At 70.7% G+C, this 13,530-nt stretch carries 12 protein-coding genes and 1 riboswitch; of the genes, 4 read left to right on the top strand and 8 right to left on the bottom strand.

Translation table 11 applies throughout. From position 1 onward, the window contains the following. Window positions 1-13: 13 nt before the first annotated feature. From RS82_RS05375 to RS82_RS05340, 8 genes are all read right to left on the bottom strand, one after another. Window positions 14-1,672, bottom strand: a complete 1,659-nt coding sequence (locus RS82_RS05375; protein WP_045297485.1) for a SulP family inorganic anion transporter — start codon at window positions 1,670-1,672, stop codon at window positions 14-16. A gap of 57 nt (window positions 1,673-1,729) precedes the next feature. Further along, the gene (locus RS82_RS05370; RefSeq protein WP_045297484.1) at window positions 1,730-2,566 is read right to left on the bottom strand and encodes a mechanosensitive ion channel domain-containing protein; all 837 of its coding nucleotides are present in this window, start codon (window positions 2,564-2,566) and stop codon (window positions 1,730-1,732) included. Between the two features lie 320 nt (window positions 2,567-2,886). Continuing rightward, complete coding sequence (locus RS82_RS05365; protein ID WP_045297483.1) at window positions 2,887-4,428, bottom strand: M20/M25/M40 family metallo-hydrolase; 1,542 nt, start codon at window positions 4,426-4,428, stop codon at window positions 2,887-2,889. A gap of 183 nt (window positions 4,429-4,611) precedes the next feature. Then, window positions 4,612-4,932: a DMT family transporter gene (locus RS82_RS05360; RefSeq protein ID WP_045297482.1), complete on the bottom strand. Its 321-nt coding sequence runs from the start codon at window positions 4,930-4,932 to the stop codon at window positions 4,612-4,614. Between the two features lie 9 nt (window positions 4,933-4,941). Then, window positions 4,942-5,006: riboswitch (guanidine-III (ykkC-III) riboswitch) on the bottom strand. A gap of 57 nt (window positions 5,007-5,063) precedes the next feature. After that, window positions 5,064-5,945, bottom strand: a complete 882-nt coding sequence (locus tag RS82_RS05355; RefSeq protein WP_045297480.1) for a CPBP family intramembrane glutamic endopeptidase — start codon at window positions 5,943-5,945, stop codon at window positions 5,064-5,066. A gap of 35 nt (window positions 5,946-5,980) precedes the next feature. Continuing rightward, window positions 5,981-7,354 (bottom strand): MFS transporter, encoded by a 1,374-nt coding sequence (locus RS82_RS05350; RefSeq protein WP_483819040.1) that lies wholly within the window; start codon window positions 7,352-7,354, stop codon window positions 5,981-5,983. Then, window positions 7,351-8,016 carry a tRNA (guanosine(46)-N7)-methyltransferase TrmB gene (gene trmB / locus RS82_RS05345; RefSeq protein ID WP_396653173.1) on the bottom strand — a complete coding sequence of 222 codons (666 nt, stop codon included), beginning with the start codon at window positions 8,014-8,016 and terminating at the stop codon, window positions 7,351-7,353. The genes RS82_RS05350 and trmB overlap by 4 nt, the downstream gene beginning before the upstream one ends. A gap of 117 nt (window positions 8,017-8,133) precedes the next feature. Next, on the bottom strand, window positions 8,134-8,976 hold the full coding sequence (locus tag RS82_RS05340) for a DUF3097 family protein (protein WP_045297477.1): 843 nt from the start codon (window positions 8,974-8,976) through the stop codon (window positions 8,134-8,136). 184 nt (window positions 8,977-9,160) lie between these two features. Here RS82_RS05340 and RS82_RS05335 point away from each other — a divergent pair, with 184 nt between their 5' ends. From RS82_RS05335 to RS82_RS05320, 4 genes are all read left to right on the top strand, one after another. Continuing rightward, a complete protein-coding gene (locus RS82_RS05335; protein ID WP_045297476.1) occupies window positions 9,161-11,188 on the top strand; it encodes a TPM domain-containing protein in 2,028 nt (675 codons plus the stop codon). A gap of 99 nt (window positions 11,189-11,287) precedes the next feature. Then, window positions 11,288-12,025, top strand: a complete 738-nt coding sequence (locus RS82_RS05330; RefSeq protein ID WP_045297474.1) for a PspA/IM30 family protein — start codon at window positions 11,288-11,290, stop codon at window positions 12,023-12,025. Window positions 12,026-12,179: 154 nt separating this feature from the next. Then, a complete protein-coding gene (locus tag RS82_RS05325; protein ID WP_045297473.1) occupies window positions 12,180-13,016 on the top strand; it encodes an arginase family protein in 837 nt (278 codons plus the stop codon). After that, window positions 13,013-13,471, top strand: a complete 459-nt coding sequence (locus RS82_RS05320) for a Fe-S oxidoreductase (protein WP_211255865.1) — start codon at window positions 13,013-13,015, stop codon at window positions 13,469-13,471. Before RS82_RS05325 ends, RS82_RS05320 begins: the two co-directional genes overlap by 4 nt. Window positions 13,472-13,530: the final 59 nt, after the last annotated feature.

Below are 13,530 nucleotides of genomic sequence, written 5' to 3'. Positions count from 1 at the left end.
GCGGCCGGAATCCTCAGTCTTGCGGCGTCGAGCCGGCGGCGGCAAGCGCGGCCACGGCCTCGCGGTTGGTCGAGAAGACGGTCTGCCCCGACAGCAGTCCCAGCTCGTCGAGGCGCGCCTTCGTAGCGACCCGCACCCGGCTGAACGCCAGGCTCACGCCCTGCTCGTCGAGCCACTCCTCGAGCGATGCGAACGCCTCGGCGCCGGTCACATCGATATCGGTCACGGCCTCCATGTCGATGACCACATGCTTCACCGGCTCGTCGGCCCCGGTCACCGCGCGCTTCACTGCGGCGGAGAAGACCGTGCCGTTCGCGAAGAACAACGGCGCCGCCATCCGCACCACCACGACGCCGGGCGCGGTCGTCGCGCCGGCCGCCGCGTCTTCGAGGAGCGACTGCTTCGCGTCGTCGTCGGCGGCGAGGACGTCGATCGCGGGGTTCGCCGCGCGCTTGGCGAGGTTGATGAGGGCGAGCACGAACGCCACGACGATGCCCGGGATCGCGCCGACGAACAGCGTCACGAGGAAGCACACCGCGCCGATCGCGAACTCGAAGCGGTCCTGGCGCCAGAGAACCCGGAACTCCCGGACACCGAGCAGCGGCAGGATCGCGACGCCGACCACGGCGCCGATGGCCGGTGACGGGATGTCGGCGAGCAGCGTGGTGCCGAACAGCAGGAGCAGCAGCGTGCCCGCCGCGAGCACGAGCGACGGGAGTTGGGTGCGGGATCCCGCCTGATCCATCGCGGCGGTGCGCGACGTGGACGAGCCCATCGAGAAGCTCCCCTGTGCGCCGGCGGCGATGTTTCCGAGGCCGAACGCGAGGAGGTCGCGGTTGGCGTGGAACGGATAGCGGTGCTTCTCACCGTAGGACCGGGAGACGAGGAGGCCCTCCGCCGTCGTGACGAGCGTCAACGCGATCGCCGACGGGATCAGTGCCATCCACATCCGCCAGTCGATGACCGGCCAGGTGAGGGTCGGCGGGCCGGCGGGGATCTCCCCCAGCACATCGACCCCCTCCTGGTCCAGACCTGTCAGCACGACCAGCACCGTGGACAGGATCAGCACCACGAGCGCCCAGGGCACGGCCCTCAGGAACCTCTTGCCGAGCAGGAGGACGGCGACGGACACCGCCGAGATCGCCACCGACCACGCGTTGATCGTCTCCAGGTCGGCCACGAGTCCGAACACCTTGTCGACGAACTCCCCACCGGAGTCGATCTTGACCCCGAGCATCTTCGCGATCTGGCTGACCAGGATGTCGAGGGCGAGGCCTCCGACGAACCCGACGAGGATCGGCTTGGAGAGGAAGTTCGCGAGGAAGCCGAGCTTGAACACGGACATCAGCACGAACATGACCCCGCAGATGATCGCCTGCGAGAGTGCGAGCGTGGCATAGTCCGTACTGCCGGCCGTGGCGAGCCCGCCGATCGACGAGGCAACGAGAGCCGCCGCCGCCGCATCCGGTGACACCACGAGTTGACGGGACGACACGACCAGCGCGTAGATGAGCGTGGGCACGACGAGGGCATACAGCCCTGCCGTCGGCGGGAGCCCGGCGATCTGCGCGTACCCGATGTTGAGCGGGATCGCGATCGCGAGGAGTGTCACGCCCGCCGTGAGCTCCGTGACCAGGTTGTGCCTGGTCAGTCCGGCGAGGGGTCGCTGCATACCTGCTCCTGGATACGTGGGGCACAGTCGTGTCCACCTTGGCACGATCGAGCGGTGTCAGACGGGATCGCCGGGCACGAGGGGCGGCACGACCGCCTCGCTCGTCACCGTTGCCGACCACCCGCGCCGCGCCAGTCCCGCGGTGAGCGCCGCGACCACCCCCGACGTGACGGACAGACCTCGCGCGGGATCGTGCCAGAACTGCACGCGCCCGGTGATCCGGGTCTCCGAAACGGCGGTGACCAGCACGCCGACCGCCGCTGGATCGGCGAGCACGCCCTCGGCAGCAGCGGCGGAGTCGGCGAGCGCCTCGACGACCTCGTCGACGCCGGCGCCGGCCCGCTCGACGCGCACCTGCACTTCGCTGCGCCTGCCGCCGTGGCGCGAGTTGTTGACGAGGGTTTCCGCGAGGAGCTTCGAGTTCGGCACGTGCGCGATGCGCCCGTCGGGAGTGGTGAAGACCACGGCGCGGGAGTTGAGCTCGATGACGGTGCCGGTGATGGGCTTGCCGTCCGGCCCTTCGACGGTGATCTCCTCGCCGAGCACGACGGGCTTGCGAGTGGCGATGAGCACGCTCGCCGCGAAGTTGTCGGCGACGCCGCGCAGCACCAGCGCGGCGACGACGACCAGCACGATCACGACGGCCAGCACCGGCTGCACATTCGCGCCGAGGAACGCGAGCGCGATGCCGAAGCCGAGGAGCAGCAGCGTGTACTGGGCGAAACGGGCGGCGAACCTGGTCGCGGCCGGGGTCGCCGTGGGCACGTGGCCCATGAGGTCGGTGACGGCCCGCTTGGCGATGCGTGAGGCGATCCACCCGGCGAGCAGGGCGAGGATCGCCCACAGCACCTGCCACCACGTGATCGGCGTGCTCAGGAACTGGCTGAAGTCCACGTCGTCAGACTACGAGCGGCACACCGCGGCGGAGCGAGCCTCGCCGGGGCTCCGGCTTCGAACAAGAGCCCCGACGATGCCGGGCGCAAAACGATGATCCCCTCGGTGCCGAAGCGCCGGGGGGATCGTCAATGCGATGTTGGGTTTCCGTGTTCCGGGATCCCTTTCGGGTCCTACGTTCCTGTTGTCCGTTCGCAAGATCGAATTTCCTCCTCGCGAACCCCGTCGTCAAGAGTTCACGAAGAAGTCATCTCGACATGAGGTTGAGGGTGAGGGATGCTGCGCCCCGGCGCAGTCGCCGGGACGCAGCATCCTGTCGATCACTGCGTGGCGTCGTCCGTGAACGCGTCCATGCTCTTGCCCGCACCGTGCGACTTGCCCGGAGCGCGGACGCCGTTGACGCTCGACGTGTCGAACGCGAACGTCATGATGGCGGCGGCCACCGCATCCGAGTTGACGTCGAGCGCGTGCGCGTTGAGGTTGTCGATGTCATCGCAGGGAGCGTGGTAGCACGAGTCGAACGCGACGCCGGCCGTGCCGCCGAAGATCGCCGCCTGCTGGGCGCTCTTGACGCCCTCCGCGCCGGTGAACAGACCGCCCGCGGGGATGCCCACGGCGATGAAGGGTCCATAGTCGCTGCGGCCCGAGAACTCTGTGTCCTGGAACGGCTCTCCGACGCTCGTGTAGTACTGCTCGAAGACATCCTCGATCTGGGCGGACCCCTCCGGGATGAAGCCGGGTGCGGCCGTCCCGCTCGAGTTGTCGCCGTCGTAGACACCCATGAAGTAGTTCGGCGAGCCGATCATGTCGAAGTTGAGGTAGAGCGCGATGTCGCCCGCCTGCTCCTCCGACAGCGCGCCCACGTAGTGCTCCGAACCGAGCAGACCGCTCTCCTCGGCGCCCCACCAGGCGAACCGGACCGTGTTGTTGGGCTTGGTCTTCTGCATCTGGATGGCGGTCTCCAGCAGCGCGGCGCTGCCCGAGCCGTTGTCGTTGATGCCCGGGCCGTCCTGGACGCTGTCCAGGTGGGCGCCCGCCATGACGGTGTTGGCGTCGTTGCCCGCCGTGGTCTCGGCGAGCACGTTCCACGCGGTGCGGGTGTCCGCCTCGTAGTCGACCGTCACGGTGACGATCGAGTTCGCCGACGAGAGCAGGTTCGCGCCGGTGGCCGAGGTCGCGAAGACCGCCGGGATGTTGAGCCCGGTGGCGTCGCCGATCATGCCGACGAGGCCGGTGCGGCCCGGCTGCCCCTCGTTCATGACGATCACGCCGGCCGCGCCCGCCGCCTGCGCGTTGAGGACCTTGACCGCGAATCCGCACGTCCCGCGCTGGACCAGGGCGATGCCGCCCGCCGGGAAGCCGGCGAAGTCCGTCGACTCGCATCCGCTGGTGTTGCTGTTCGGCGGGAGCGCCGCGGACGGGTAGACCACGCCGACGGGCACGAGCGGCCCGGTCGCGGTGCCCTTGGGGCTGCCGCTGTCGAAGTTGTTGCGGAGGAAGTCCGACTCGTCGACGAACGCCGTGGGGTTCGGTGAGACGCGGATGAGCTCGCTGTTCTCCTCGACGTAGTCGAATTCGAACGGCTGCACCTGCGGCGTGTACCCGGCGGCGGTGAGCTGACTCACGACGTAGTCGACGGATGCCTTGTACCCCGGGCGTCCGGCGGCACGGTCGCCGTACTGGTCGGCGATGTCCTGGAACGCCTCGAGATGGTCCAAGACGGCGTCGAGCGTCACGGCTTTCGTGATCTTCTTCACCGAGTTGTTGTTCGGTGCCGCGTACGCGGGACTTGCGAGAGCGACGGTGGCGACGAGGGCGGTCGCGGTAGCGACAACCCAGGCGCGCCTGGTTCTCATGGGCATGGTCGTGCCTCTCCGCCGGTGACCCCTCTGGCACCGGCTTCCTGCGGGGATGCTCACATACTCCGCGTTGGCACGGCCAGTCCCACGAGGGGCACTCTCATCGAGCTCTCATGATCGAGGCCGACCAGGACGGATGCCGCGACCCGGCGCGGTCGCCGGATCGCGGCATCCGGTGCCCGGAGGTCACTCGTGGCCGACGAGCTTCAAGCCGACGACGCAGCCTACGAGGCCGAGGATGAGAAGCATCTTGACGAACGAGAACGCCTCGTCGCCGGTGATCATGGCGTAGGCGACGGTCAGCGAAGCGCCGATGCCGACCCACACCGCGTACGCGGTGCCGGTGGAGATGTCGCGCATCGCCCAGGCGAGTCCGCCCATGCTGGCGACGAGCGCGACCCCGAAGATCACCGACGGCCAGAGCTTCGTGAAGCCCTCGGTCTTGCCGAGCGCGGTGGCCCACACGGCCTCGAGGATGCCGGAAACGACGAGGATGACCCACGACATGACTGTGCTCCTGGCCAGTCTTGTCGCGTACCGGGTACTGATCCGTCGTCCGGGGATCCGGTCGGGGATCCGTCGACCACCTTAGCCGCGCGCCCTGGGCAGGGCCTGGGCAGGGATCCGTCCCGCCGGGCTCAGACGAGGAAGAGCCGATCGAGCGTCCCCGGGTTGTGCGCGTGGACGAGCACGAGGAAGACGACAGCGTCGAACAGCAGGTGCACCGTGACGACGTACGCGAGCGAACGCGTCTTCATGAAGATGAAGCCCTGCAGCAGCGCGAACGGGATGGTGAGCACCGGACCCCATGCCTGGTAGCCGAGCTCCCACAGGAACGAGACGAACACCACCGACTGCAGGATGTTCGCCTGCCAGAACGGGAAGTGCCGCCGCAGCAGCGCGAAGCAGGTGCAGATGAAGAACAGCTCGTCCCAGATGCCCACCGCGCCGACGCCGACGAACAGGCGTGCGATGAGCTCCGGGGTGTCGACGACCGGCCAGTTGAGGTAGACGCCCGACGTGATGAAGTAGAACGGCAGGATCAGCCAGCCGAGCAGCAGCACGGCGACGAGCCACGTCCACTGGAACCTCGTCCACCGTCCGCCGCCGCGCCACGGGAAGCGGATGGCACGGTCCCGGTACGCCCACCGTGAGATCACGTACGGCACCGCGACAGCGCCGCCGAGGGCGATCGCGAACCGCAGGATGGCGAGGTTGTCGAGCTCCGCCTTGAGCGGGATCGCGCTCACGATGAGCAGTCCCACGGCGATGAGCGAGAGGTCGCGCACCAGCGACGGCCGGCGGATGCTGGAGTCCGAGGCGGCAGGCCGGGTCGAAGCATCCGCCCGCTCGGTCACCGACGCGATCGCGAGACCCGCCGCCAGCAGCACCCACCCGAGCCACGGCACGCGCACGACGAAGAACGCCGGCGCGGCGAGGCAGACGAGGAGAGCGGGCGCCAGAGACCAGGACCACGTGCGGACGGCCGGCGCGGGCGGGGCGTCGGGATGTGCGGGCATGCTCGGCGGCTCCGGTCGGTTCGGTTCGGACGGGGTCAGTGGTCGAGGGGGTGCTCGATCTCATCCTTCGCCATGCGCGCGACGACATACGCGAGCGCGCCGAGGATCAGCGGGATCACACCGGCCGCGATGAAGATCGCCTCGATCGGCACCACCTCGGCGAGGGGTCCGGCGAGCGCCATCGACAGCGGCATGAGCGCGAGGGACACGAAGAAGTCGAGGCTCGAGATGCGCCCGAGCATGTGGCGGGGCACACGACGCTGCAGGAGCGTCCCCCAGATGACGTTGCCGTAGCTGAAGCCGAAGCCCACGACGAACAGGCACAGCGCCATGAGCCAGTACTCGTGGGTGATGCCGACGATCGCGAACGGCAGCGTGCTGACGCCCCACACGCCCATCATCACCGTGAGGTACCGGCGTGGGAGCTTCATCGACGACACAACGATCGAGCCGAGAACGCCGCCGATGCCGTAGATCGCGAGGAGGAAGCCGAACAGGCGCGGATCCTCCCCGACGCGGTCTCGCGTGACGAAGGGCAGCAGCACCTCCTCGGGACCGATGAACACGAGCACCCATCCGGTCGCGAACAGCAGCGTCCACAGCAGCCACGGCGTGCGGATCGTGAAGCCCACGGCCTCGCGGAGGTCGTGGAGCACTCCTCGCACGCCCTCGGGTGCCTCGCGCTGCTCACCCGGCGCGGCGGGGGGCTCGGGGCGCACGAAGAGGAGCAGCACGAACGCCAGCGCGTGCGCCGCCACCACGCCCCACGCGGCGTGCGCCGGTGCGAGCACCGCGGCGACGATGACACCCGCCGCCGCCGGACCCGCGGCCTGCTGCAGCGCGGGCCGAATGGCGCCCTCGAGGCCGTTCGCGGCGAGAAGCTGTGCGGGCGGGAGGATGCGCGGAAGGATCGCGCTGTACGCCGGGAAGAAGAAGCCCGCCCCCGCGCCCAGCGCGAAGGCCACGATCGCGAGGTGCGGGATCGTCACGACGCCGAACGACCCGGCGACCGCGACCGACGTGATCGCGAGCAGGTTCACCAGTTCGACGAGGCGCAGCAGGAGCCGGCGCGGCACCCGATCGGCCGCGATGCCGCCCGGGATCGCGCACGCCAGCAGACCGACGGCGTTCGCCGCGGCGACGGCCGAGAGCTCGACCGGACCGCCGCCCGCGCCGATGACCGTGTAGACCATGACGACGGCCCACATCCCCGCGCCGAAGATCGACAGCACGACGGCGCCGAACAGCATCCGGAAGTCGCGGTGACCGAGCGGGCGCACGAAGCGCCAAGCGTCGCGCTGCGTCACGGGGGTCGCCGCGTCGAGCTCGACATGAGGCTCACGCGCGGGCTCGGGCGCCGGTCCCGGCAGCGGGACCGGGCCGGTGAGGGGTCCGGTGGGTCCGCTCATGACCTCGCGACGCGGCGGTACGACAGATCTCGGATGTCGCGTCCCACGCGCGCGCCCTTGCGCTCGAACGCCGTGAGCACGCGGCCGTCGAAGCGCGGGGCCCACTCCCCCTCGAAAGTCGCCTGGAAGTCAGCGGCGACCGACAGGACCTCACGCATCTGCAGCGCGTAGTCCTCCCAGTCGGTCGCGAGGCGCAGCGTCCCGCCGTCCTTCAGCACCCGTGCAGCGATCGCGCCGAAGCCCGCGGCGACGAGGCGCCTCTTGGTGTGCTTCTTCTTGTGCCACGGGTCGGGGAAGAAGATCCAGAGCTCGTCGACGGATGCCTCGGGCAGCAGGTGCTGCAGCACCTCGGGCGCATTCGCCTCGACGAGGCGGAGGTTCCGCGCGCCGGCGCGGTCGGCGTCGAGCATGGTGCGGGCGAGCCCGGCGCGGAACACCTCGATCGCGAGGAAGTCCGTGTCGGGGCGCGACGTCGCGGCGTGCACGATCGCGTGCCCCTGCCCCGACCCGATCTCGACGACGAGCGGCGCGTCGCGGCCCCACACCGTGGCGGGATCGATCTCCGAGTCCGGCAGGATGCTGGTGGCCGCACGGTCGCGGGGCACCTCGATGACGTACCGCGGGGCGAGCTCGCTCCACGCGCGCTCCTGGGCGTCCGACATCCGGCCGCTGCGCCGGACGAACGACACCGGCTTCTCACGGAAGGTGCGGGGTTCGGGCGCAGGCGTGGCAGGGTTCGTCACCCCTCCAGGCTACCCAGGGGCAGAGACGCCGACGGCCTACCTCGGGACGGTGACGAAGTCGATGAGCTCCTCGACGCGGCCCAGGAACGCGGGCTCGAGGTCGCGGTAGGTCTTCACCGACGCGAGGATGCGCTGCCAGGCGCGGGCGATGTCGGCCTGATCGCGCGCGGGCCAGCCGAGTGCTCGGCACACGCCCACCTTGAACTCGATGCCGCGCGGCACGTCGGGCCAGCGCTCGATGCCGACGGCCCGCGGGGTGACGCACTGCCACACGTCGATCCAGGGGTGCCCCACGATGAGCACGTGCTTCCCGTGGCGGCCGCGCGCGATCGCGTCGGCGATGCGCGATTCCTTCGAGCCGGGCACGAGGTGGTCGACGAGCACCCCGTAGCGGCGCTCGGCCGACGGCGGCTCCTCGTCGAGCGCGGCGTCGAGCAGATCGATGCCCTGCAGGTACTCGACGACGACGCCCTCCTCCCGGAGGTCGTCACCCCACACCTTCTCGACGAGCTCGGCATCGTGGCGACCCTCGACGAGGATGCGGCTGGCACGCGCGACGCGGGCGCGCGAGTCTGCGGTCGCGAACGAGCCCGACGCGGTGCGCTTCGGCCCGGTGGGCGCCGCGGCGGGTGCGGGCGGACCGAGCACGACGTCCTTGCCGTCGATGAGGAAGCCCGCCCCGAGCGGGAACAGCCGGCGGCGGCCGAGGCGGTCCTCGAGCTCGACCATGCCACCCGACGCGGCGACGACGGCGCCGCAGAAGCCGTCATCTGCGACCTCCACGACGAGATCGCGGGATGCCGCCACCCGCGGCAGCTCCCGCACCCCGTGGCCCTTCCAGCCTGTGGCCAGCACATCGGCGCCGTAGCGATCGTCCATGGTCCTCCTCCGGACCGGCAAGGCTACCCGCCGACCCGCTCCCAGTGCGGGAGCGACCCGCATCGACGGCTCGTCCGTGCGTTCTCGGCGAACACTCAACCGGCGTCGGGGCCGTGGGCTATCGTCGTATCCCCGCGGCTGAATAGACTCGCGGGAGGGGAACACGAGTCCCGGAGGGGGATCGATGCGACTGCGTTGGGCGGCAGCGCTGGCGTCCGCTGCGGTGGTCGCGGTCACGGCGATCGGCGGTGGGGCGGCGCTCGCGACTCCGCCGGTCACGCTCGGCTCGAGCGCGGAGTACGTGCTCGACGAGTCGGGGGTGCTCTCGTCCGGGCAGCGTTCGGAGGCGCAGTCGCGACTCGAACAGCTCAAGTCCGACACCGGACTCGATCTCTGGGTCGTCTACGTCGACGAGTTCACCGACCCGGCAAGCGCCGCCGACTGGGCGAACCAGACCGCCGACGACAACAACCTCGGCGTCAGCCAGTACCTGCTCGCCGTCGCGACCCAGGGCCGCGCGTACTACCTGTCTGGCGATCCGACCGGCCCCGTCAGCGACGAGCAGCTCGCGACCATCGAGCAGGAGCAGGTCCAGCCCGCCCTCGCCCGGGACGACTGGCTGGGAGCGATCGATGCGGCCGCCGACGGCCTGACCGACGCCGTCGCCGGCGCTCCTGCCACCGACTCCGGCGGCAGCGGGTGGTTCACGTGGCTGCTCGTCATCGTCGTCGTCGCCGTCGGCATCGTGCTGCTGGTGATGTTCCTTCGCCGGCGCAAGAAGGGCGCGGTGACCGCCGGACCGGCAGGTCCGCCGCAGCCGAGCATCGAGGAACTCGAGCGGCGCGCGTCGTCGCTGCTCGTCGAGACCGACGACGCCATCAAGACGAGCAGACAGGAGCTCGGCTTCGCGAAGGCGCAGTTCGGAGACGCCTCGACGACCGAGTTCGAGGCGGCCCTCGCGACCGCGCAGCAGAGCCTGGACGAGGCGTTCGAGCTCAAGCAGAAACTCGACGATCACATCCCCGACTCCGAGCAGGACACCCGCGCCTGGAACGAGCGGATCATCGCGCTGTGCGAGGCCTCCAACGCGCTCCTCGACGAGAAGGCGGCCGCCTTCGACGAGCTGCGCAAGCTCGAGCAGAACGCCCCTGAGGCGCTCGCGCGCGTGCACGACGCGAAGGCGAAGGCCGAGGCATCCCTCGACCAGGCGACCTCCCGGCTGCAGAGCCTGCAGACGGCGTACGCACCCGAGGCGCTCGCGACCGTCGTCGACAACCCCGAGCAGGCACGGCAGCGCCTCGCGTTCGCCGACGAGCAGCTCACCGCCGCGCAGGCCGCCATCGGCGCGGGCGACGGCGGGGAGGCCGCGGTCGGGATCCGCGCCGCCGAAGAGGCGGTCGGCCAGGCGACGCTGCTCGAGAACGCCATCGACAAGCTCCAGTCCGATCTCGCCGAGGGCGAGCGCAACGCCACCGCCCTCGTCGCCGAGCTCGAATCCGACATCGCGGCAGCATCGGCCCTCCCCGACGCCGACGGGCGGATCGCGGGCGTCATCGCGTCGACGCGCCAGCAGCTCGACGCCGCGCGCGCCCAGCTCAGCGGCACCGCCAAGCGCCCGCTCGCGGCGCTCCAGAGCCTCGAATCGGCCAACACGCAGATCGACACGCTCGTGCAGGGCGTCCGTGATGCCGCGGCCCAGGCTGAGCGCGCACGCCAGATGGTCGGCCAGGTGATGATGCAGGCGCAGGCGCAGGTCTCGGCGGCCGAGGACTACATCACCGCGCGACGCGGCGCGGTCGGCGCCCAGGCGCGCACCCGCCTCGCCGAGGCCGGAGCCTCCCTCGCCCGCGCCCAGGCGCTGCAGGCGAGCGACCCGCAGCAGGCGATGCAGCAGGCGCAGCGTGCCGACCAGCTCGCCGGGCAGGCGATCCAGCTCGCGCAGAACGACGTCGGCGCGTTCGACGCCGGGTCGGGCGGCATGTTCGGCGGAGGCCAGCAGGGCGGCCAGTCCGGCGGGGGCATGCTCGGCGCCGTCCTGGGCGGCATCGTGCTGAACTCCGTGCTGAGCGGCGGCCGCTCCTCGGGAGGCATGGGCGGCGGACTCGGCGGCATGCTCGGCGGCGGTGGCCCTGGCCGCTCGTCGGGCGGCATGCGACCCGGTAGCTTCGGAGGCGGCGGCACGCGCGCGCGCCGAGGAGGTGGCCGCTTCTGACCCGAAATCGCCCGGCCGCCCGAGGGCAGCAGGCCGCGGCATCCGTCTCCAGACCAGACTCACCGACTCAGAACTGAAGTCCGATAGGAAGGAAATCCGATGGCGAAGCAGTCCATCTTCGGCCGCATCTCGACCCTCATGAAGGCGAACATCAACGCACTCCTCGACTCCGCTGAGGACCCGCAGAAGATGCTCGACCAGCTCGTGCGCGACTACACCAACTCGATCGCCGACGCCGAGTCGGCCATCGCCGAGACCATCGGCAACCTGCGCCTGCTCGAGCGCGACCACCAGGAGGACGTTCAGGCGGCCGCCGAGTGGGGCAACAAGGCCCTCGCTGCCAGCCGCAAGGCCGACGAGCTGCGCAGGACGGGCAACACCGCCGACGCCGACAAGTTCGACAACCTCGCCAAGATCGCGCTGCAGCGTCAGATCAGCGAGGAGAACGAGGCCAAGGCGATCGCGCCGACCATCGCGACGCAGAACGAGGTCGTCGACAAGCTGAAGGAGGGCCTCAATGGCATGAAGCAGAAGCTGGAGCAGCTGCGGTCCAAGCGCTCCGAGCTTCTCGCGCGTGCCAAGACCGCCGAGGCCCAGAACAAGGTCCACGACGCCGTCAAGTCGATCGACGTGCTCGACCCGACGAGCGAGCTCGGCCGGTTCGAAGACAAGGTCCGCCGCCAGGAGGCCCTCGCCGCCGGCAAGCAGGAGCTGGCCGCGTCGAGCCTCGACGCCCAGTTCAACGCCCTCGAGGACGTCGGCGAGCTGACCGAGGTCGAGGCTCGCCTCGCGGCCCTCAAGATCGGCGCGCCGACGCAGGCCGCGATCGAGAACTGAGCTCACCGCTCACCGCGAAGGGCGCCGGGTCCGCGAGGATCCGGCGCCCTTCGCCGTGTCTGCGGCGGCGCTTCCTGATCCCGGCTTCTCCGGCACCTGCTCTGTATCGGCGGTGACGGATGCCACGGGCCGCGGTCTAGGCGAAGATGAAGGGATGACGCGATACCTGGTTGTCCCGCAATGGCAGGGAAGCCCCTCCTCCCGCGCGATGCAGCTCATCGATGGCGCCCAGGCGATCGCCGGAGACCTGCCCCGGGCCTCGACCACGGTGCTGGACGTGCCGATGGAGGCCGGCGAGTCGCTGGATACGGGCATCCATCGCCTCAGCGCTCTGCAGCGCGTGCGCGGGATGGTCGCGCAGGCCCTGGACGCACACGACGTCACCGCTCCGGAGGAGGCGGTGCTCACGATCGGCGGCGACTGCGGCATCGCGCTCGCCCCGATCGCGCACGCCGCCCGCCGCGCCCCCGGACTCGCTGTGGTCTGGATCGACGCGCACCCCGATCTCAACTCGCCCGACTCCTCGCCGTCGGGCGCCTTCGCCGGCATGGTGCTGCGCGCCGTCATCGGCGACGGCGACCCGGGTCTGTCGCTGCCGGCGGGCACGGTCGCCGCCGAGCGGGTGGTCCTGGGCGGCACGCGCTCGTTCGACGACTCCGAACTCCAGGTCGTCGCCGACCTCGGCATCACCTCGCTCACCGTCGACCAGTTCGCGGCGGGCGACGCGCTCGCCGACGCGGTGCTCGCGACCGGCGCCGAGGCGGTGTACATCCACGTCGACATCGACGCGCTCGACCCCTCGGAGATCAGCGGGAACGCCCATCCCGAGCCGTTCGGCATCAGCGTGGCCGAGCTCACCGCCGCCGTCGGGCGCCTTCGCGAACGCGTGCCGCTCGTCGGCGCGTCCCTTGCCGGCTACTCACCCGCCTCGCTCGCGGCGGCGACCGACGACCTCGGCGCGATCCTGCGCGTGATCGGGGCGCTCGCGTGAGCCCCATCCCCACGCCGCCCGCCGGGTGGCGCGCCGCAGCCGAGCGCGCCGTGATCCGGGGGCGGCGCATCGACGAGGCGATTCCGGCGTTCCTCCTGGACTCGCCCATCAGTCGCGTCGGGTACTGGTACGGCTGCGCGGTGGGATGGGTCTGGGGCACCCTCTGGAGCACCGGCCGCGTCGAGAAGCGCGAGGGCCTGTGGGTATTCCGCGGCATGCCCCGCTGGACGTTCCCGCGGGGCGGCTCATGCGTCGGCGGGTGCTTCCTCACCGGCGAGGGGCGCATCACGGACGCGCTGCTGCGGCACGAGGCCGTGCACAAGCGCCAGTGGCAGCGCTACGGGCTGCTCATGCCGCTGCTCTACCTGCTGGCCGGCCGCAACCCGTTGCGCAACCGGTTCGAGATCGAGGCAGGCCTCGCCGACGGCAACTACGTGCCGCGCGGCGCGGCCTGATCGCACGAGACGACGAGGACGCGGCCGAGATGGCCCGGGCGCGGTCAATAGGGTGAGTA

Source organism: Microbacterium trichothecenolyticum (assembly GCF_000956465.1).
Lineage (GTDB): Bacteria > Actinomycetota > Actinomycetes > Actinomycetales > Microbacteriaceae > Microbacterium > Microbacterium trichothecenolyticum.
Note: the sequence above shows the minus strand (reverse complement) of the source record. Positions and strands in the feature narration are given on the sequence as shown.

What these genes read in the sequence shown, in the direction of transcription:
- RS82_RS05375 (WP_045297485.1), bottom strand. Translation starts at nt 1,672, where the DNA reads ATGCAGCGACCCCTCGCCGGACTGACCAGGCACAACCTGGTCACGGAG.
- RS82_RS05365 (WP_045297483.1), bottom strand. Translation starts at nt 4,428, where the DNA reads ATGCCCATGAGAACCAGGCGCGCCTGGGTTGTCGCTACCGCGACCGCC.
- RS82_RS05360 (WP_045297482.1), bottom strand. Translation starts at nt 4,932, where the DNA reads ATGTCGTGGGTCATCCTCGTCGTTTCCGGCATCCTCGAGGCCGTGTGG.
- RS82_RS05355 (WP_045297480.1), bottom strand. Translation starts at nt 5,945, where the DNA reads ATGCCCGCACATCCCGACGCCCCGCCCGCGCCGGCCGTCCGCACGTGG.
- RS82_RS05350 (WP_483819040.1), bottom strand. Translation starts at nt 7,354, where the DNA reads ATGAGCGGACCCACCGGACCCCTCACCGGCCCGGTCCCGCTGCCGGGA.
- trmB (WP_396653173.1), bottom strand. Translation starts at nt 8,016, where the DNA reads ATGTCGGACGCCCAGGAGCGCGCGTGGAGCGAGCTCGCCCCGCGGTAC.
- RS82_RS05340 (WP_045297477.1), bottom strand. Translation starts at nt 8,976, where the DNA reads ATGGACGATCGCTACGGCGCCGATGTGCTGGCCACAGGCTGGAAGGGC.
- RS82_RS05335 (WP_045297476.1), top strand. Translation starts at nt 9,161, where the DNA reads ATGCGACTGCGTTGGGCGGCAGCGCTGGCGTCCGCTGCGGTGGTCGCG.
- RS82_RS05330 (WP_045297474.1), top strand. Translation starts at nt 11,288, where the DNA reads ATGGCGAAGCAGTCCATCTTCGGCCGCATCTCGACCCTCATGAAGGCG.
- RS82_RS05325 (WP_045297473.1), top strand. Translation starts at nt 12,180, where the DNA reads ATGACGCGATACCTGGTTGTCCCGCAATGGCAGGGAAGCCCCTCCTCC.